This is a genomic window from Emergencia sp. 1XD21-10, from assembly GCF_009936045.1.
Taxonomy (GTDB): Bacteria; Bacillota; Clostridia; order Peptostreptococcales; family Anaerovoracaceae; genus Senimuribacter; species Senimuribacter intestinalis.
This window is the reverse complement of record NZ_QWEQ01000019.1, coordinates 25886-45531: the sequence shown is the minus strand read 5'-3', so window position 1 is coordinate 45531 and position 19646 is coordinate 25886. Positions and strand designations below refer to the sequence as shown.

16 protein-coding genes and 1 riboswitch are annotated in these 19646 nt (G+C 47.0%); of the genes, 12 read left to right on the top strand and 4 right to left on the bottom strand.

From position 1 onward, the window contains the following. Positions 1 to 23 precede the first annotated feature (23 nt). Complete coding sequence (locus D1151_RS12125) at positions 24 to 1643, bottom strand: PucR family transcriptional regulator (RefSeq protein WP_161909065.1); 1620 nt, start codon at positions 1641 to 1643, stop codon at positions 24 to 26. Positions 1644 to 1899: 256 nt separating this feature from the next. On the opposite strand from D1151_RS12125, the gene D1151_RS12120 reads away from it, so the two are divergent. Genes D1151_RS12120 through D1151_RS12110 form a run of 3 tightly spaced genes read left to right on the top strand, consistent with a single transcriptional unit; the run spans position 1900 to position 5286 of the window. Next, a complete protein-coding gene (locus D1151_RS12120; protein ID WP_161909064.1) occupies positions 1900 to 3189 on the top strand; it encodes a cytosine permease in 1290 nt (429 codons plus the stop codon). A 3-nt stretch (positions 3190 to 3192) separates the two neighbouring features. After that, positions 3193 to 4134 (top strand): aminopeptidase, encoded by a 942-nt coding sequence (locus D1151_RS12115; protein WP_161909063.1) that lies wholly within the window; start codon positions 3193 to 3195, stop codon positions 4132 to 4134. Positions 4135 to 4161: 27 nt separating this feature from the next. Continuing rightward, a complete protein-coding gene (locus D1151_RS12110; RefSeq protein WP_161909062.1) occupies positions 4162 to 5286 on the top strand; it encodes a DUF917 domain-containing protein in 1125 nt (374 codons plus the stop codon). A 61-nt stretch (positions 5287 to 5347) separates the two neighbouring features. Here the strand turns inward: D1151_RS12110 and D1151_RS12105 are convergent, their stop codons facing one another. Then, positions 5348 to 6028 carry a TIGR00266 family protein gene (locus D1151_RS12105; protein WP_160201746.1) on the bottom strand — a complete coding sequence of 227 codons (681 nt, stop codon included), beginning with the start codon at positions 6026 to 6028 and terminating at the stop codon, positions 5348 to 5350. A 145-nt stretch (positions 6029 to 6173) separates the two neighbouring features. Here D1151_RS12105 and D1151_RS12100 point away from each other — a divergent pair, with 145 nt between their 5' ends. Further along, positions 6174 to 7823, top strand: coding sequence for a glutamine--tRNA ligase/YqeY domain fusion protein (locus D1151_RS12100; protein WP_161909061.1), 1650 nt, complete (start codon positions 6174 to 6176; stop codon positions 7821 to 7823). A 328-nt stretch (positions 7824 to 8151) separates the two neighbouring features. Here D1151_RS12100 and D1151_RS12095 read toward each other — a convergent pair whose 3' ends face one another. After that, positions 8152 to 9558 (bottom strand): basic amino acid/polyamine antiporter, encoded by a 1407-nt coding sequence (locus tag D1151_RS12095; RefSeq protein WP_161909060.1) that lies wholly within the window; start codon positions 9556 to 9558, stop codon positions 8152 to 8154. A 138-nt stretch (positions 9559 to 9696) separates the two neighbouring features. Here D1151_RS12095 and D1151_RS12090 point away from each other — a divergent pair, with 138 nt between their 5' ends. The 6 genes from D1151_RS12090 to D1151_RS12065 all read left to right on the top strand — a co-directional run bounded on the left by D1151_RS12090 (position 9697) and on the right by D1151_RS12065 (position 15122). Beyond that, entirely contained in the window at positions 9697 to 10404 is a 708-nt protein-coding gene (locus tag D1151_RS12090) for an A24 family peptidase (protein ID WP_161909059.1), read from the top strand. Positions 10405 to 10540: 136 nt separating this feature from the next. Continuing rightward, positions 10541 to 10837, top strand: a complete 297-nt coding sequence (gene yhbY / locus D1151_RS12085; RefSeq protein WP_160201753.1) for a ribosome assembly RNA-binding protein YhbY — start codon at positions 10541 to 10543, stop codon at positions 10835 to 10837. Positions 10838 to 10853: 16 nt separating this feature from the next. After that, complete coding sequence (gene truA / locus D1151_RS12080; protein WP_160201754.1) at positions 10854 to 11663, top strand: tRNA pseudouridine(38-40) synthase TruA; 810 nt, start codon at positions 10854 to 10856, stop codon at positions 11661 to 11663. Then, a complete protein-coding gene (locus D1151_RS12075) occupies positions 11656 to 12129 on the top strand; it encodes a cytidine/deoxycytidylate deaminase family protein (RefSeq protein ID WP_160201755.1) in 474 nt (157 codons plus the stop codon). Before truA ends, D1151_RS12075 begins: the two co-directional genes overlap by 8 nt. 30 nt (positions 12130 to 12159) lie before the next feature. Continuing rightward, entirely contained in the window at positions 12160 to 13275 is a 1116-nt protein-coding gene (locus tag D1151_RS12070) for a glycosyltransferase family 4 protein (protein WP_160201756.1), read from the top strand. Beyond that, positions 13272 to 15122 carry a S8 family serine peptidase gene (locus tag D1151_RS12065; RefSeq protein WP_161909058.1) on the top strand — a complete coding sequence of 617 codons (1851 nt, stop codon included), beginning with the start codon at positions 13272 to 13274 and terminating at the stop codon, positions 15120 to 15122. The genes D1151_RS12070 and D1151_RS12065 overlap by 4 nt, the downstream gene beginning before the upstream one ends. A 60-nt stretch (positions 15123 to 15182) precedes the next feature. Here the strand turns inward: D1151_RS12065 and D1151_RS12060 are convergent, their stop codons facing one another. Next, complete coding sequence (locus D1151_RS12060) at positions 15183 to 15446, bottom strand: helix-turn-helix domain-containing protein (protein WP_160201758.1); 264 nt, start codon at positions 15444 to 15446, stop codon at positions 15183 to 15185. A 241-nt stretch (positions 15447 to 15687) separates the two neighbouring features. Here D1151_RS12060 and D1151_RS12055 point away from each other — a divergent pair, with 241 nt between their 5' ends. Beyond that, positions 15688 to 17988 carry a vitamin B12-dependent ribonucleotide reductase gene (locus D1151_RS12055; protein WP_161909057.1) on the top strand — a complete coding sequence of 767 codons (2301 nt, stop codon included), beginning with the start codon at positions 15688 to 15690 and terminating at the stop codon, positions 17986 to 17988. A 115-nt stretch (positions 17989 to 18103) separates the two neighbouring features. Beyond that, a riboswitch (TPP riboswitch) is annotated at positions 18104 to 18214 on the top strand. Positions 18215 to 18298: 84 nt separating this feature from the next. Then, on the top strand, positions 18299 to 19603 hold the full coding sequence (gene thiC, locus D1151_RS12050; protein WP_161909056.1) for a phosphomethylpyrimidine synthase ThiC: 1305 nt from the start codon (positions 18299 to 18301) through the stop codon (positions 19601 to 19603). The last annotated feature ends 43 nt before the right edge of the window (positions 19604 to 19646 follow it).

Genomic DNA, 19646 nt, shown 5'->3' with positions numbered 1-19646 from the left:
TACATTGAGCTTCACGAATAAACCTACACCTCAAACAGCTCCGGATGGAGTCTGTAGCAGGCGATGGCCTGATACATAAGGTTGTTGGACAGAAAATCGTCGGTCTTGAAATTGGTAATTGCATGAATTTTTGCCAGCCGGTATTGAATGGTATTTCTGTGGACGAAAAGCTGGCTGGCGGTAGCCTTGACTTCACAGCCGGCGTCCAGATAATAAACGCTGAGGGTTTCCAGCAGTGCGTCACTGTCAGCGTCTTCCAGCAGCGGCTTTAGAATGTTGCGGCAGATGCGGAAAGAATCATTCTTTTCGCAGCAGATGGTTTCGCATTGGTGGGCGAAGAGAATGTCACCGTAGGAGAATAATTTCCGGCTTGGGAAGATGGAAATGGCGAGAGGAATGGTTTCGCTGTACAGCAGATAGGTTTTGCGGGTTTCCTCTGCTTTGTTGTCACACGGGAAGAAGGAGATAGTATAGTTTGTGCAGAGCGTATCCAGCCGTTCTGTCATCTCCTGGAGATATTCCCTGTCCGTGTTGTCGGTGGAGGAGTACATAATGAAGCTGACGATGAGGGATTCATAGGTATCCACGATGACAGTTTTGCCCCAGTCTTCAGAGCAGGATTTAATCTGCTGCACCATTTCTCTCTGCAGGCGAAGTTTGCCCTGGGGCTCCAGACCGATGAGGGAAGGGCGCAAAAATACTGAAGTATTGATGGTGCGAATATCGATAGAAAGTTTTGTGGAAATCTGGCGCATTTTTTCCGAGTCGCCGTCCAGAATGGATGAAATCAATGAGTTTTCCAGAATGTTGTCTGCGTCCAGGTTCCAAAGCTTGGAGAAAATTTCCAGTAGTTCGACGACGTCGTACATGTCGTCCATAGTGAGAGAGCCGAATTCGTCGATGGCGTAAATCGAGAAGTTACGGTATTCAAAGACAGTGAAAGGCAGGCGAAAAATGCGCAGCACCCGTCCCTGCCAAAGACTTTCTGCGCCGTGGGAATCTGAACATCCAGTTTTTTCGTAAAGCTGGTGTATGTCAGAGGCTGTGATGTCGTTGGAAGCGGGATATTTGGACAGACAGACGTTGTTCATGACCGTATCAGAAAGAAGCACTGTGCACTTGAGCGAATCGCTGATAAGACGCAGCAGATTCGTCAGATTTTTGCGGTCCTCCGGCAGTCTCGAAAATAGGGCTACCACGTTATTAATCAGGTCTTTTTCTTTATTTTTTGCATGGAAAATCGCTTTATAAACATCATAAAGAACCTCCCGATAGAAGCAGTCTATCCGACCTTCGGGCATGATAATTAGGGGAAATCCAAGGCGGTCAGCAGTTTCGATGAGAGAAGGATGAATCTCTTTCAGGTAAATTCCTACGTAGTAAATCACTACGGCGGCGTCACCCAGACTGTGCATTTGCTCAATATGCTTGCACTGCAGCTCATAGTTATCTGCGATGGCGCGGAAAGAGGTCAGCGTCATGTCGCTGTCGTTGACCGGGGCTTCCAGCGAAAAGAGTTCGGCATCGTAAATTTCCAGTACAGAAACATTGTTGACGATATTGGAAAGCCCTTTATGACCTGCGATGACTTTGGCGCTGCGCAGAGAAGGGAGTTTCAGACAGTCGGAAACAGTAAGGCTCATTAGATTACCTCCATATTAATTGTAATGTCTATATTCTATTCCAAGGGAAAGGGAAACGCAAGAAATAATTGTAAATATAAATAAATAATCGTGAAATTTTTCCGTATATTCGCTGAGAAATTATTTCATGATTGTTTACGTGCATAAAAATATAAAGACTTTTTCCGCAATTATGCTAATGACAGGGGATATCCCCTGCTGCTATACTTACTACAACGCAATAATACCTTTGTTTATCCTGAAAGGAGGAAACGATATGGCTGAAGCAAAGAAAAGTCATGTTGAAACCATCACGCTGGAACCGGTTCCGGACAGTGAGAAAAAAAGCTGGCCTTCCATTGCCTTTATCTGGGCAGGAAATGTCATTTGTGTACCTGCGCTGATGGTAGGCGCTATGGTATCGGCTGGGCTGAATTTTAAAGATTCCATTTTGGCGATGTTTATCGGCTACGGAATCGTCGTAGTGCTGATGATGTTAATTGCAGCGCAGTCTGCACAGACGGGAAGACCGACTGTAATGGCAGTATCAAGAGCGCTGGGAGACAGAGGATCTCAGTATACCTTGTCTCTGATTATCGCCATTTCTATGATTGGATGGTACGGCTATCAGACTATTGTCTGTGCGTCTTCATTCTGCTCACTCATGCAGTCCAGTTTTGGTATCGCATTTCCTGAGTGGCTGGCATGTGTGCTTTGGGGCACTTTAATGCTGGTGACTGCTTTCTACGGCATTGGTCTGACAAAGATTCTCAACGTTGTCAGCGTACCACTTTTGTTCGTATTTTTGATTTATGGTGTGTCCATTGCCCTGGGTGATGGCGGAGCTGCTGTTCTGTCAGCGTATCAGCCGGAAGGTGGCGGCGGCATGATGGTCGGCATTACCATTTCTGTTGGTGGATTCATCTCTGGTGCGGCAACCTGCGGTGACTATAACCGTTACAGCAAAGACGGAAAAAGCGCTGCGCTGTCCTGTCTATTTGGCGTCATCCCTGCAGGCGTTGGTGCGCTGGCATGCGGTGCAATTCTTTCCATTTGTTCCGGCGATTCAGATATTACAGTAATGTTTGCCAATGTAGGTCTTCCGGCGGCAGGCATGCTGGTTCTGATTCTGGCAACATGGACAACCAACGTAGGAAACGCTTATTCAGCAGGTATCGCAGTCGTAGATATTTTTAAAATGAGAGATGACAGAAGAGCCATCGTGACAGCAATCTGCGGTATCATCGGGATTCTGCTTTCTCTGGGCGGTATCGTTTACTATTTCGTAGACTTCCTGTCCATTCTCAGCTATCTCATTACTCCAATCTGCGCCGTTCTGATTGCAGATTACTGGGTTATGGGTCGCGGCAAGGCTGAAGGCTGGGAGCCGTTCCCGGGTGTCAACTGGCTTGGCATTATCGCATGGATCTGCGGCGCGCTGACTACATACTTCGATAAATTCTTCATTCCAGAGCTGATCGGTATTGCAGTAACAATCGTAGTTTACTGGATTCTCTGCACTGTAGTGAAGAATCCGAAATACAATCCATTTGTTAAGGAGGCGTAAACTATGAATACTTATGAAGTAGCAAAAATTTCTATTGCATCCTGCATGGGCGTAAAAGCGGGAGAAAAATTTCTGATTCTTACCGATATCGAGCAGCTGGATCTTGCGAAGGAATTTGTAAAAGCAGGAAATGATTTGGGAATTGAAACGATTATGGCAGTGGGACCTGTCCATCAAGGCGGAGAAATGCCGCAGCTTTGTAAAGCGGCCCTCGACGAGGCGCAGGTGTGCATGATGATTACCACCGGCTCTTACACCCATACAAAAGGCAGAGCCGAAGCTACAGAAAGAGGCTGCAGAATTGCTTCCATGCCGGGCATCACCGAAGACATCGTAAAAATGACTTTGGGCGCTGATTACGATGAGGTAGAGCGCATCGGAAACATTCTGGCAGAAAAGCTGACAAGGGCTGAAAAGATACATATTACAACAGAGGCTGGCACTGATTTAACCCTTTACTGCGGCGGCAGAAAAGGCATTGCAGATACTGGAAAACTGACAGAGTCCGGCGCCTTTGGTAATCTGCCGGCAGGCGAAGCCATGGTCGCGCCTATTGAAACAAAAGGCAACGGTGTGCTGGTGGTTGACGGCGTTATCGCAGATTTTAAGGTGATGGAAGAACCGTTGACTTTGACCTTTGCAGACGGCAGAATTGTGAAGACAGAAGGCGCTGACGCAGAGATGTTTGAGGAATTTGTCGGTCAGTTTGAAGACACTGCAAAGAATGTATGCGAATTCGGTATCGGCACCAATCCAACCTGTGAAATTATGGGCAATGGCCTGGTCGACGAAAAAGTGTTCGGCACCATTCATATTGCCTGCGGCAACAACTTGTTCATGGGCGGACAGCAGGACTGCGATATGCACTACGACATGATTATCAACGCACCGACTGTCTGGATTGATGACGAATGCGTGATGGAAAAGGGAAAACACGTTTATTAAAGAGAAAATAGATTTGAGAGGTAAAAAATGGCAAGAGAATTAAGACGTGAGGAACTGACAAGTATTGTTTACGGCTCCAGCTTTTATGGCGGTGGCGGTGGCGGCAGCGCTGAAGAGGGATTGGCGCTGATTGAAGCTATGTATGCGGAAGACCCTGATGCATTTATCAAAATGATTGATATTGTAGAGATGGAGGACGATCCAAATGTTGTTTCCACGATGATTGCAGCGCTGGGCTCTCCGGTAGCAACCAAGGGCAGAACTTTCCAGGACGAATCTGTCAACGCTGTAAAGGGGATGAGCGAAGAAGCAAGATTTTTGGGCAAAGAATTGAAATATGTGTATTCCGGCGAAATGGGCGGCGGAAACACCATGCTTCCACTTTACGCAGCTTGGAAATGCGGACTGCCGATTATCGATACAGATGGAAACGGTCGTGCCGTTCCGGAGCTGAATACAGGACTTCTGCCGGTACACGGCGTGCCAACCAGTCCGGTTATTTTAGCCAGTGAAGCTGGTGACACCATCGTTGCGAGGACAGAAGATTCGATGGATGGCGCAGCCTGTGAAAAAATCGCAAGATACATGTGTCAGGCATTCGACCAGGGCATCGGCTTTGCTGCATGGATGATGAACAAAGACCAGCACAAGGATGCTTCCGCACTGGGCCAGATGACCCTGGCAATTGAAGTGGGCGATATTCTGATGAAAACGCCTGCTGCAGAGGCTGTGGAAAAACTGCAAAGCTACTTTGGCGAGAAAAAAATTCCGTTTAGTCCAATCGTGTCTGCAGGAACCATTGTGGATATTCAGATTGACTCAGCAGGCGGTTTTGATACAGGTGTGACGACGGTTCGCGCAGATAACGGCGAGGAATTTAAGGTTGTATTCCAGAACGAGAACCTCTACGTGGAAGCTGGCGAAAAGACGCTGGTTACCATTCCGAGCATCATCTCCACTTTAGATTTGGGCGACGAAAAACACGCAGTTCCTGTATCCAACAGTGAAACCTACGTGGGGCAGAGAATTGCACTGACCGCAGTGAAAGCAGACGATCGCTGGTATGACATGCCAGAATGCTACGAATGCTGGAACGAAGTCATGGTCAGCGCCGATTACAGAAATGCAAAACCAGAAGTGAAGTTCTGGTAAATAGAGTATAATAAAAAGGGCGGAAGTGAATTCCGTCCTTTTTCAATTAATATGTGATTGATTAATTGCTGGTTACAATAAACGGATTGATAGCGCCAGCGACTACGTTAATTGGCATGGTCTGCAGAATGATTTTTCCTGGTCCTTTTACCAACGTGTTGAAAATGCCTTCGCCGCCGAAGAGCATGTTCTTTACGCCCGGAACGGAGACAACCTCAATGGAGCAGGTGGAATCCATAGCAGCCAGATATCCTGTGTCTACGACCATGGACTGACCGGCCTGCAGATTGTATTCTACTGCGTAGCCGTCGATTTCAATAAAGGCAGTACCGTGACCTGAGAGCCTCTGCATGATAAAGCCTTCGCCGCCAAAGAAGCCAGCGCCTGCCTTTTTCTGGAAAAATATGGACAGTTCTATAGTGGATTCGCTGGCGAGGAAAGCCTTTTTCTGTACAACCAGGTCATTGCCCGGGGTGATTTCTACAGCTTTGATGGAACCCGGAAAACTGGAAGCAAAGGCAATCTGTCCAGGACCTCCCTGTGCAGTGTATCGATTCTGGAAAAGGGTTTCGCCGGAAAACATTCTGCCGAGGGCTTTTCCGATACCGCCGTTGCTCGTAGTTTCCATCTTCATGTTCTGGGTCATCCAGCTCATGGCACCGCTTTCTGTGATTAAGGTTTCGCCTGCTTCCACGTCGCAGATGACAGCAGGAAGCGGTTCACCGACAATATTATATTTCATTGCTTCAATCTCCTTTCACAAACATGTTCGTAACTTTTATTTTAGCAGAGGCGGAAAGTGCTGTAAAGGTGAAAAATTTGTTTTGAATTGGGATATAATTATGGTATACTAAGTCTATTGATAACAATATTTGGAGGAAACAACTATGACAGAACCTGTTTCAACGAATTTTATTCATAGCATTATTGATAAGGATTTGGAATCGCAGAAGAACGGCGACAAGGTATATACCCGTTTTCCACCGGAACCTAACGGCTACCTGCACATCGGGCATGCTAAGGCGATTTGCATCAATTTCGGAACCGCCGAGAAGTACGGCGGTATGTGCAACCTGCGCTATGACGATACCAATCCGGTCAAGGAAGATGTAGAATATGTCAGTGCAATCGAAGAGGATATTCACTGGCTAGGCTTTAAGTGGGATAAGCTGCTTTGGGCGTCCAACTACTTCGACAAGATGTACGAAGCAGCAGTCGAGCTAATCAAGAAGGGCAAGGCTTATGTCTGCAGCCTGAATGCTGAGCAGATTAAGGAATACCGCGGCACTCTGAAAGAGCCGGGCAAGGAGAGTCCGTGCAGAAACCAGAGCGTGGAAGAAAACCTGCGTCTCTTTGAGGAGATGAAAGCGGGTAAGTTTGCAGACGGCGAGCGCGTACTTCGTGCAAAAATTGATATGGCATCGCCTAATATCAATATGAGAGACCCTGTTATTTACAGAATCGCCCACAGCCCGCTGCATCACAACACGGGAGATAAATGGTGCATTTATCCAATGTACGATTTTGCGCATCCGATTGAGGATGCCATCGAGGGCATTACGCATTCCCTATGTTCTTTGGAATTTGAGGATCATAGACCACTTTACGAGTGGGTGCTGAAGGAGGTCGGCTGGTGGGAAAACCTGCCGCAGCAGATTGAATTTGCAAGACTGAACATTACCAATACCGTGATGAGCAAGCGCTACCTGCGCAGCTTTGTAGAGGATGGCGTGGTAGACGGCTGGGATGATCCGAGAATGCCGACTTTGGCAGGGATGCGCAGAAGAGGCTATACGCCGGAATCCATTCGCGATTTCTGCGAGAGAGTAGGCGTTGCAAAATCCAACAGCACAGTGGACATTTCCCTGCTGGAACATTGCATTCGTGAGGACCTAAAGACCAAAGTACAGAGCAGAAATGTGATTGAAAATCCGATTAAAGTCATAATCACCAATTATCCGGAAGATAAGACTGAGATGATTGAACTTGAAAATAACAAAGAAGTGCCGGAGATGGGTGTGCGTGAAATTCCGTTTTCCAGAGAACTTTATGTGGATGGTGCAGACTTTATGGAGGTGCCGGCAAAGAAGTATTTCAGACTGTTCCCGGGTAACGAAGTTCGCTTTAAGGGCGCATACTTCATCAAGTGTGAAGAGGTCTTCAAGAACGAAGACGGTTCCATCAAGGAACTGCGCTGTACCTATGATCCGGAAACAAGAAGCGGTAGCGGGTTTGAAGGTCGCAAGGTCAAGGGAACCATTCACTTTGTAGACGCGAAGACTGCAGTTAAGGTAAAGATTCGCAACTACAGTTACCTGATGGTGCCGGATGAAAATGGCGAGAATGTTCTCAATCCTGATTCTATTGAGGAAACCTGGGGCTACGCTGAGCCTTCTTTGGCGGAGGCGGCGCCGGGCGAGCGGTTCCAATTTTTCCGTCACGGCTATTATGTAGCAGACAGCAAACTGACGACAGATACTGAAAAAGTCTTCAATCGGATTGTCGATCTGAAGAGTTCCTGGAAGCCTGCAAAATAAGGTGAATAGAAATAGCACCCTACTTGCGTAATTTGTGCAGTGGGGTGTTTTTGTACTTAAAATTTATGGGTTTATTTTACAATTATGGAAAATAAATCTTGAAGCAGGGAGGTAATTGTGGTAGTATGTAAAAGAACAGAAGGAGCGGTGAGATGTCTTTTGAGTGCAATAGATGGAAAAAGTGACCGCATTTGAGTCATTTTTTCTAGTTACGGTCAAAATCGCGGTTACAAAAAATAAAAAAATGACCGCAAACGCTAATTTATAGAGCGATGCGGTCATTTTGCACAGTTCACCCCACAATAGTAATGAGGGGAGGACGGAATGGTTAAAACCACACCATTGAATATAAAAAGCCTGCCATGATAATCACGAAGACACCGACATCCAGTGCACTTCCAAAGAATTTTTCGTGGGACTCACGGCGAGCCCAGAAGTAGAACAAGGCACCAGGCGCAAACATCAGGGCTGAGATGATGATATTGCTGATACCTGTGGCGTACAGCATCCAGAAGCCGTAGATGACGCCAAGTGTAGAAATGAACCAGTCTTTGAAACCGGCAGTCCTGTGTCCGGTGCGGCTGTCTTCAAAGCAGGTTTTCAGGCAGTACAGGGCAGAGAGCACGAATGGAATCATAATGGCGCTGGTTGCCAGGGTATACAGCGCCTGATAGGTAGAAGACTGGAAATAAATGATAATCAGCAGCACCTGGATGATGGCTGCGGTGAGAAGCAGCGCGCCGCTGGGCGCATGGCACCGGTTTTCTTTCCGGAGAAAAGCAGGAAAGCAGCCCTGCAGGGCTGGCGCATAGGCGCTGTCGGCGGTAACAATCGTATAAGAAAACATGGCACCGGCGATGGAAATAATTACACCGATGTTGATAAGGGTTGCGCCGAAAGGTCCGACAACATAGGAAAGAAGTCCAGCCATAGCGGGGTCGCCCAGAGCAGCAAGTTCGCTTCTTGGCATAATACCCATGCTGAGAATAGAAATCAGTACATAGAGAATCAGCAGTGACAGGAAGGAAAGAGTAGTGGCTTTCCCAGAGACAGCAGTCGATTTTGCACGGGCGGAAATGACGACCGCTCCCTCAATTCCGGTAAAAATCCAAACTGTAGTGTAGGTGGTTTCCAGCACTTGTTTGCCCAGGGAATAGCCGGTATCCTCGCCCATAAAATTGTCCAGAAAAATATCCAGATCAAAAGCACCGAGAAAAATAACAAATAGAATAAATGCAAAAATGGGGATGATTTTGGCGATGACGATAATCGTGTTAATAGTAACCGCTTCCTGCACGCCGCCCATCACAAGAAAAGTGAAGCCCCAAATCACAATAGATGCGCAGACTATGGAAGCCAGATTGTTGCCGCCGGCAAACAGGGGCATGAACTGACCTAGCGCAGCGAAGAGCAGAGTCGCAAAAGATACCTGTGATAAAATCGCGCTAATCCAATAGCCCCAGGCGGAGTTAAATCCGATGTAAGCGCCGAACCCCTCTTTTGCATAGGCGAAAATACCGCTTTTCAGAGAGGGTCTTACGATACTGAGCCTGTTGAAGCACATGGCAAGGCTGTACATGCCGATACCGGCGATGGTCCAACCAATAAGTACAGAAAGAGTGCCTGCGCCGTTTCTTGCCATATCGCTGAACATGTTGAAAACGCCGCTTGCCAGCGTTGTACCGATGGCAAAAAAAGTTAGTTTAAAAAGTCCAAGACCTTGTTTGTCCTGCATGATAAATTCCTCGCAATCAAATAAAGTTACTGATACTATGTGCAGAAGGCGAATCGCTTATACGTAGAAAGACGCAGAAACTTGTTTTGCGAGATGCAATTTTGTGGTAAGATACCAAGTGAGAAAGAGAGAAAAAATATGACTGATACATTAATCATAATTATAAAATGTCTTGCGGCGATTCTGGTCGGCGTTTTCGCAGGAAACGGCGCAGTATATTTCTTTAACAAAATGCCGGCGCAGTGGCTTTGCGACTATGACGAGGAGCCATCCGATGCACTGAAAGATCCATATACACAGCGCATCAAAAGTTACCCATGGAAGTTTATCCTTACCATGCTGTTTGTCGTCATCGATATTAAATTGGTAATAGACGATTGGCAGTTTGCGGTGGCGGCAGTTTGCAGTCTTTGGTTGCTTTTGGAAATTGCCGTGGCTGATGCGAAGTACCGCATTGTACCAGATCAGCTGGTACTGCTTCTTGCGGTAACCGCCATGGGATTTATTGTCTTTCATGATGGATGGAAAGACTGTTTGTATGGAGGGATTGCCGGATTTGGTATCATGGGTGCCACTGCACTACTTGGCAAGCTGGCGTATCGCAGAGATACTCTTGGCGGTGGAGATATCAAGCTTTTTGCGGCGCTGGGTTTGATTGCCGGGCTTCGGGGAATACTGCTGATATTTGTGATGACTACACTCTTTAGTGCTGGGCATCTAATCTGGCTTCTTGTGAGAAAGAAAATCCGGCGCACCGATACTGTTGCGATGGCGCCGTATATTGCACTAGCGGCAGCGGTCCATTTGATTTTTTTGTGGGATTACATGCCAGTGCTGTTGTTATAAGATGTAGTAGGAGATAGTTTATCTAAAGCCGTGTCCTTTTTTGTGAATCTTTATCTTTTCTTCGCACAAAGTGACAAGTTTTATGGTATACTATAACGGATTGAATGCAGAATTAAGATGAAATGAGGATAGATTTATGATTACAAGCAAGCAGAGGAGTTTTTTGAGAGGACTTGCACAGACCACAGACCCTACGGTATATATTGGAAAACAGGGACTGACGGAGAATATCGTCAAGGAAATTGACACCGGACTTTACTGCAGAGAGTTGGTAAAAGTGAAGATTCAGGAGGGCTGCACTTTGAGCCCGAAGGAAACCGCCAATGAAATTGCCGAGAAACTGGGAGCAGAGTTTGTTCAGGCCATTGGAAGAAAATTCACCCTGTACAGAGAGTCTAAGGACAACAAGCAGATTGAGCTTCCGAGAAAGTAAGGCATTAGAATCAAACATGGAAAGAAATATTCTTTTGACGATTGAATATGACGGAACAGGTTTCTCCGGCTGGCAGAGACAGCCTGGCGTGCGGACGGTGCAGGGCGAACTGGAGAAGGCGCTGAGCCATGTATGCGGAAAGCCGGTACAGATAAACGGTACCAGTCGTACCGACGCCGGTGTACATGCGCTTTCCCAGCGGGCGTCTTTCCGGGGTGAGTTTGGGATTCCTACTGACAGAATCCCTTTGGCAGTCAATAACTATTTGGCAGGGAGTCTGGGGAGCGGATACGCCTGCGGTGATGTGCGGATTATCAGGGCAGAAGAAATGCCGGCAGACTTTCATGCACGGTTTGACTCCAAGGGGAAGACTTATCGGTATATCTTAAGACACGGCAGCGCAGCCAGTGCGTTTTCGCGAAATTACTGTTACCACCTGAAAGCCGCTTTGGCAGCAGAGCCTATGCGTAAGGCAGCAGCTTTTATCGAGGGAACTCATGACTTTGCTTGTTTCCAGGCTGCGGGGGGAACCGTGCGCGAGACTACCGTGCGCACGATATATGACCTTCAGATCAAAGAACCTGTGGCAGGAGAGATGCACATAGAGGTGACCGGCGATGGCTTTCTCTACAATATGGTGCGGATTATTGTGGGTACTTTAGTAGAAGTTGGACAAGGGAAGAAGTCTGCAGAGGACATTCCGGCAATTCTGCAGTCGGCAGACAGACAGAGAGCGGGGCACACAGCACCACCCCAGGGCTTGTACCTGGTGGAAATATATTACGATGAAAAACCAATGAAAGAAAGGAACGACGATCATGGCTGATACGAAGATTTTAGCAAAAGATAACAGACCTACATGGGATGAATATTTTATGCAGATGGCAGAGCTGACAGCAAAGCGCTCTACCTGCCTGCGCAGACAGGTTGGAGCAGTTATTGTAAAGGACAAGCATATTGTGGCCACAGGATATAACGGCGCGCCCAGAGGCATTGCCCACTGCGACGAAAAGGGTGGCTGCCTGCGTCAGAAGATGGGAGTTCCATCGGGACAGCGCCATGAGCTTTGCAGAGCGCTTCATGCGGAACAGAATGCGATTATCCAGGCGGCAACGCTGGGACAGAGCATCGAAGATGCGACCATCTATGTTACCAATCAACCTTGCGTAATTTGTGCAAAGATGATCATCAACGCAGGAATTAAACGCATTGTGGTAAAAGAGGGTTATCCAGATGAGCTTTCTGTAGAGATTTTAGATGAAGCGGGTCTTAAGATCGTCATGCTGGACTAATAGAATACAAGTACGAAGGATAACAAATTTATGGAAATTACGAGACTGACGCTGCTGGCGGCTTTTGTAACAGCTTTTGCGCTGGCACTTTTGTTTACGCCGGTTGCGATTAAGATTGCTCCTAAAATCGGTGCGATTGACGTGCCGAAAGACGGACGAAGGATGCATACTAAGGCAATGCCTCGCTTTGGTGGATTGGCAATCTTCGTGGGAACTATCGGTTCTCTTGCAATTTATGCAGGCGATAATGAAAAGATGATACCGGTTTTGATCGGCGGCACTATGATCTATATTCTGGGCGTGGTTGACGATTTAAAGAATCTGAACGCGAAACTGAAGTTCGGCGGGCAGCTTTTGGTTGCGATTTTGATGTATTATATGGGGCTTCGGATTAAGTTCATTGCAAACTATTTTGGAGAAGGAAAGCTCCTTTTCGGGGAAGTGGTCTGCTTTATCGTGACGGTGCTTTGGATTGTAGGGATTACCAATACCATCAACCTCATTGACGGACTGGACGGACTTGCGGCTGGAAACGCAGCGATTTCTGCCCTTTGCATTGCCTATGTTGCCTATATTCATGGAGATCAGTATGGTATGATGATTGTTTGCCTTGCTATGCTGACTCTTGCCGGCGGATGTTTGGGATTTTTGCCCTTTAACTTTTTTCCGGCAAAGATTTTTATGGGAGACGGAGGCTCGCTGTTTCTCGGGTTTATGATTGCTGCTCTGTCGGTGGTAGGACCGCTGAAACGGTCGACCATCATTGCAGTTGTAGTGCCGGTCGTGGTGCTGGGAATTCCAATCTTTGATACGTTTTTTGCCATTTTACGTAGGCTTGTAAATAAAAGACCGATTATGGAAGCGGACAAAGGTCATCTGCATCACAGGCTGATGGCATCGGGATACGGACAGCGAAGAGCTGTGTTGATGCTTTACGGCGTTAGTGCAACCATGGGAATGGCGGCTGTGCTGATTAGCAGAGAGCTTTATAAAGACGCTTTTGTTTTGGTAGGGATTGCGACTATATATTTGTACGTATTCCTCACCGATCCGAATCATAAAATGCCGCACATCAAGGCAGTCAATATTGCAAAAGAGGAGCGGATGGAGGAGAAAAGAAGCGAAAAATCGGAGGCAACAGAATGAAAAGGTTAAAGAAAAAAGGCATAGTTTTATTTTTAGCCATGGCACTGGGTGTAACTATGGTGCCGGTGATTTCTTTTGGTACGGATACAGCAGGAGATACCTCTGCAGAGGTCAGAAAGCAGGAATATATCTTAACAGCTACTTCAGATTTGTCAGAGCTGAAGCTGCCGTCTTATGTAGAGGACATCAGCTTTGATGGAACCGATTTGGCACTGATTAAGGTCAAAAACGGTATTACAGAAGATCAGATTAGAGAGGATTTGGAGGCGCAGGCAGAGAACTTTTCTGTACAGCCGAATTTTGTATATGAAGCGACAAGGGTTAATGATCCTTTTTATGGCTTGCAGTGGGGCTTGCATAATGAAGAAACCGGCGTGGATATCGGTTTTGAAGAAAGCTATGATTTTATCATGGAACATCTGAATGAAATGAGCGAAACTGTAGTGGCAGTTATCGACACCGGTATGGACTATACGCATAGCGATTTAGCTGCAAATATCTGGGTAAATTCTGGAGAAACCCCAGGAAATGATAAGGACGATGACGGAAACGGCTATCGGGATGATGTTCATGGATATGATTTTGCCAAAAACAGACCTCTCAGCGATGGCGCAATCAACAACTACTATGCCCATGGAACTCACTGTGCAGGCATTATCGGCGCAGCTACTAATAATGGGAATGGGATTGCCGGAATTGCCTCTGCTACAGGCAAAGTTTCCATCATGGATTTAAAGGTACTGGAAGGTCCGAAGGGACTTGGAGACAGCTACGATGTGGTTAGAGCTATTCGCTATGCAGAGAGAAACGGTGCAGATATCTGCAACTTGAGCATGGGTTCCTATGTCGACGATGAGACTTTGTATAGGACCATTGCGGCATCAGATATGCTGTTTGTCTGCGCAGCAGGAAATGATGGACTGAATCTGGACAATAAGCCGATTTATCCGGGCTGCTATGACTTGAGCAATGTAATCTGTGTCGGCAATGCACAGAGCAATGGCAGACTGAACAGTAAATCCAATTACAGCAGTAAATCTGTAGATATTGCGGCGCCGGGAACCGTGATTCACAGTACAATTCCTAACAATAAATATGATGATATGTCAGGAACCTCCATGGCGGCTCCTTTTGTAACGGGGGCGGCAGCGGTGCTGCATTCCTACTATAAAGATATCAGCGCAGCAGGTATCCGCCATTTGCTTCTTTCCGGCGCCCAGAGAAAGAGTTCTCTAAACGGAAGAGTGGTGTCGGGAAGATTTTTGGATTTATATAAGTCGCTGACAGATTACAGTGAAGATGATTATCAGATTGATGTCAAGGCACCGCAGCTAAAAGCATCGGTATCTAAAATCAGCGGTTCCTATAAACAGAAACTGAAAATCGCAGCAAGCGATGACAGTGGTCTTTTGCCAACTGTGCGATATGCTAGGGGCAGTCAGTCTCTTTCCTACTTCCGAAGCGGGGCAGGCACCAAGCTTTCTTTGAGTGCAGATGGGACGGTCAGCAAAACCCTAACCATTCCGGGCATTTATTCGGTATATGCGGTGGACGCAGCAGGAAATGATGTACTGGTGAAAGCAACCTGCACTGTTAATGCGGTTAGCAGTCTAAAACTGAACTATTCGAAGAAGAGTCTCGCAAAGGGGAAAGCCTTTACCTTGAAAGCGACTCTTTCTAAGAGTGGCGTCAACGGCAGAAAGTTGACCTATACTTCTTCAGACAGGACTATTGCTGTCGTAAACAGCAAAGGAGTGGTTACTGCAAAGAAAAAGAAAGGTACAGCAACCATAACTGTAAAAACAAGTAACGGACTTTCCAAAACGTGCAAAGTGACAGTAAAATAATTCCTGAAACAAAACAAAAACCTCCAGATGACACCCTGTATGGTGCAGCTTCTGGAGGTTTTATATTTTAGGCTCTGAATCCTTTCGCTTCTTTTTCGGTACGGCGTTCTTTGATCTGGGATAAGGCGTGGGATCGTCAGTGATGCCATAGATATAGTCGAGACTGGTTTCAAAGAGAAAGGACAGTTCCTTTGCCTGCTCCGTTGTAGGATAGCGTTTGCCATGCTCCATCTTTGAATAGTCAGCCTGGTCTATACCGGTTTCGATTTGCACTTTGACCTGAGTAAGACCTTTTTTCTTTCGAAGTTCTTTGAGTCTATTCACTGTCACGCCTCCTTTCTAGAACTATTATGGCAAATTGACCTACAAAAAATAGGGGAAATTGACCTATTTTAGAATTTCTTTCGTTCCGCTGCTAGTCTTTTAAGAAATAGGATAAATTGCGGCGTGCGCAGTCTTCTTATAAAGCTATCGTGAATTTGTTGGAAGAACTTGTTGCTATACACTACATATAGTGATATAATTATCTCTGTGACAATATATAAAGTGTATAGCGGAGGGAAATATGGCAATTTCAGAAATCAGCAAGAATGCTTTAACAGTACTGGAAAAACGATATCTGGGCAAAGATGGAGAAGGTAACCTGACGGAAACAGTAGAAGGTATGTTTCGCAGAGTTTCAGATACCATCGCTGCAGCAGATGCAAAATACGATAACACGACAGATACGAAGGCGCTCAGCGATCAGTTCTTCGAACTGATGACGGATTTGCGCTTTTTACCAAACTCCCCGACTCTGATGAATGCGGGCAGAGTTTTGGGACAGCTTTCAGCCTGCTTTGTTTTGCCGGTGGAAGACAGTATGGAAGGAATCTTTGATTCTGTAAAGAATGCGGCATTGATTCATAAGTCTGGTGGGGGTACGGGATTTTCTTTTTCAAGACTTCGTCAGAGCGGGTCAGCCGTTAGATCTACGGGCGGCGTTGCCAGCGGACCTATCAGCTTTATGAAGGTATTCAATGCGGCAACGGAGGCTGTGAAACAGGGTGGCACTAGACGAGGTGCTAACATGGGTGTACTTAGAATTGATCACCCGGATATTTTGGACTTTATCAACTGCAAAGCAGACAATAAAGAGATTACAAATTTTAACATTAGTGTTGGTATTACGGAAGCTTTTATGGAAGCGGTAGAGAGCCAGAGTGATTATGATCTCATCGACCCGAAGACAAAGCAAGCGGTAGGACATCTCAGCGCAGAAAAGGTCTTCGACCTTGTCGTTGACCATGCGTGGAAAAACGGAGAGCCGGGCATTATTTTCCTGGACAGGCTTAACCGCGATAATGTGACCCCGACGCAGGGTGAAATTGAAAGTACCAATCCGTGCGGAGAACAGCCGCTGCTGCCATATGAAAGCTGCAACTTGGGCTCCATTAACCTGGTGAAGATGCTGAGAAAAACGCTGACGGGCTATGAATTTGACTTCCGTCTTTTGGGAGAAACTGTAGAGCAGGCAGTGCATTTTCTGGACAACGTCATTGACGCCAATAATTATCCTCTGGATAAGATTGCAGAAACGACCCGTGCGTCCCGTAAAATCGGACTGGGCGTAATGGGATGGGCAGATGCTCTTTTAATGCTGGGTATTCCATATAATTCTGATGAAGCTGTGGAGCTTGCTGAAAGAGTCATGGGGTATATCAATACAGCAGGTCATGCGGCAAGCAGTAAGCTGGCAGCAAAGCGCGGAACTTTCCCGTTATTCTCGGTCAGCACTTTAAAGGATGGGGCGGCTATGAGAAATGCGACGGTGACTACCATTGCTCCGACCGGTACGCTTTCTATCATCGGCGGATGTTCTTCCGGTGTAGAACCAGTCTTCGCCTACGCATTTATCCGCAATATTATGGATGGCACAGAGATGATTGAGGTGAATCCGGTTCTAACAGAGAAATTGAAAGAACTGGGGCTTTATAGTGATAGACTGCTTCGCAGAATTGCATCAGAGGGAACTATCGCTCACTGTGAGGAAATCCCGCAGGAAGTGCGCGATGTTTTCGTTTGCTCACACGATATCAAGCCGATTGACCACATTAAAATGCAGGCAGCTTTCCAGCGCCATACGGACAACGCCGTTTCAAAGACTGTAAACTTCCCTAAGGAAGCCACCAGAAACGAAGTGCGAGAGGCATATCTTCTGGCATACAAAGAAGGCTGCAAGGGTGTGACTATTTATCGTGACGGCAGCAGAGAAGAGCAGGTACTTAATATCGGCAAGGTAAACAGAGAAGGTGCATCTGCGCAGACTGCGGCAGCTTGCCCGACCTGCCAGGAGGAACGCTACGGTCATATCGAACCGCGTCCGCGTCCTGACGTAACCCGCGGCTTTACAGAAAAGATGAAAATCGGCTGCGGAAGCCTTTATGTGACGACCAACTACGACGAAAACGGCATTTGCGAAGTGTTTACCAGTACGGGAAAAGCCGGCGGCTGCCCAAGCCAGAGCGAAGCTACAGCGAGATTGGTATCTGTAGCGCTGCGCAGCGGTATCTCTATTCAGGAAGTTTATGATCAGCTGAAGGGAATCAGATGTCCGTCTACCATCAGACAGCAGGGCATGGGCTGCACATCCTGTCCAGACGCTATCGCAAGGGTGATTATGAAAGTTTCTAAGATTATTGAGGAACAGTCAGGTGAAACCGCAGCGTCGGCAGCACCAACTGCTGCAGCAGTACCTGCACAGCAGAGCCAGAAAGTACCAGCATCTGCCAGTGAGATTCATGCTTGCCCGGAATGCGGAAGTGTAGTGGAACATGAAGGCGGCTGTGTGATCTGCAGAAACTGTGGATTTTCTAAGTGCGGCTGATAAATGCGTCTTGCGGATGGCGAGCTGCGTAACGCATACCGCAGTCGCGTGCCACCGCATCGGATTGTAAAGAATTTCTTGCAATTTGTAAGATACAGTGCTAAGATAAATATATAAATATAAAAAAGGGAGCTCATAGTAATGGGCTGAGAGGGAGCTGATACTGCTTCGACCTGCAACCTGATTTGGATAATGCCAACGTAGGGAAATATTGACGAGTATACTGCCAATGGACCTGCGGGGACATTGGCAGTTTGTTTTTTTGCGGCGGCTGCAGATGTCCGAAGATACGTAAGGAGGAAAAACGAAAATGAGAGCATATGCAACACAGATGGAAGCTGCACGCAAAGGGATTGTAACCCCGGAACTTGAAATTGTAGCAAAGAAAGAGCGCATGACGACAGAAGAACTGCTGCCTCTTGTGGCGTCTGGCAAAGTGGCGATTTGCGCCAATAAAAATCACAAATGTATCGATCCGGAGGGAGTCGGTTCTATGCTGCAGACGAAAATAAACGTAAACCTGGGTGTCTCCAGAGACTGTAAGGATATGGATGTGGAACTGGAAAAGGTCATGGCGGCAGTCAATATGGGAGCCCATGCCATCATGGATCTGTCTTCTCACGGAGATACAATTCCCTTCCGCAGAAAGCTGACCGGTGAATGTCCGGCGATGATTGGTACTGTTCCCGTTTATGATAGTGTGATTCATTATCAGAGGGATTTAGATACGCTGACCGCAAAGGATTTTCTGGATGTAGTAAGGCTTCATGCAGAGGATGGTGTAGACTTCGTAACCCTTCACTGCGGGATTACAAGAAAAACCATCGATCAGATTAAAAAGCATAAGCGGAAGATGAATATTGTTTCCCGCGGCGGCTCTCTGGTCTTTGCATGGATGACTATGACCGGTGAGGAAAACCCGTTTTACGAGTACTTTGATGAAATTTTGGATATCTGTAGAGAGTACGACGTAACTATTTCTCTGGGAGATGCCTGCCGTCCAGGCTGTCTTGCCGATGGATCCGATGTCTGCCAGATTGAAGAGCTGGTGCGTCTTGGCGAACTGACAAAGCGTGCCTGGGAAAAAGATGTGCAGGTAATGGTAGAAGGACCTGGACATATGCCGATGGATCAGATTGCGGCGAATATGAAGCTGCAACAGACCATCTGCAGCGGCGCACCATTTTATGTGCTGGGTCCAATTGTGACAGATATTGCTCCGGGTTACGACCATATTACCTCTGCCATCGGCGGCGCTATCGCAGCGGCTTCCGGCGCAGCATTTTTATGCTATGTAACCCCGGCAGAGCACTTGGCACTGCCGAACGTGGAAGACGTAAAACAGGGGATTATCGCTTCCAAAATCGCAGCCCACGCAGGGGATATCGCAAAGGGTGTTCGCGGGGCTCGTGAAATGGACGACCGTATGGCTGATGCAAGACGAGAGCTGGATTGGGAGGCACAGTGGGCATGCGCCATTGATCCTGAGACGGCAAAGGCAATCCGTGAGGAACGAAAACCAGAACATGAAGATACTTGCTCTATGTGCGGAAAGTTCTGCGCTGTCAGAAGTATGAACAAAGCTCTGGCAGGGGAACATATTGATATATTATAAGAAAATAAGCAAAACAGCCGTTTCGATAGCGGCTGTTTTTTAG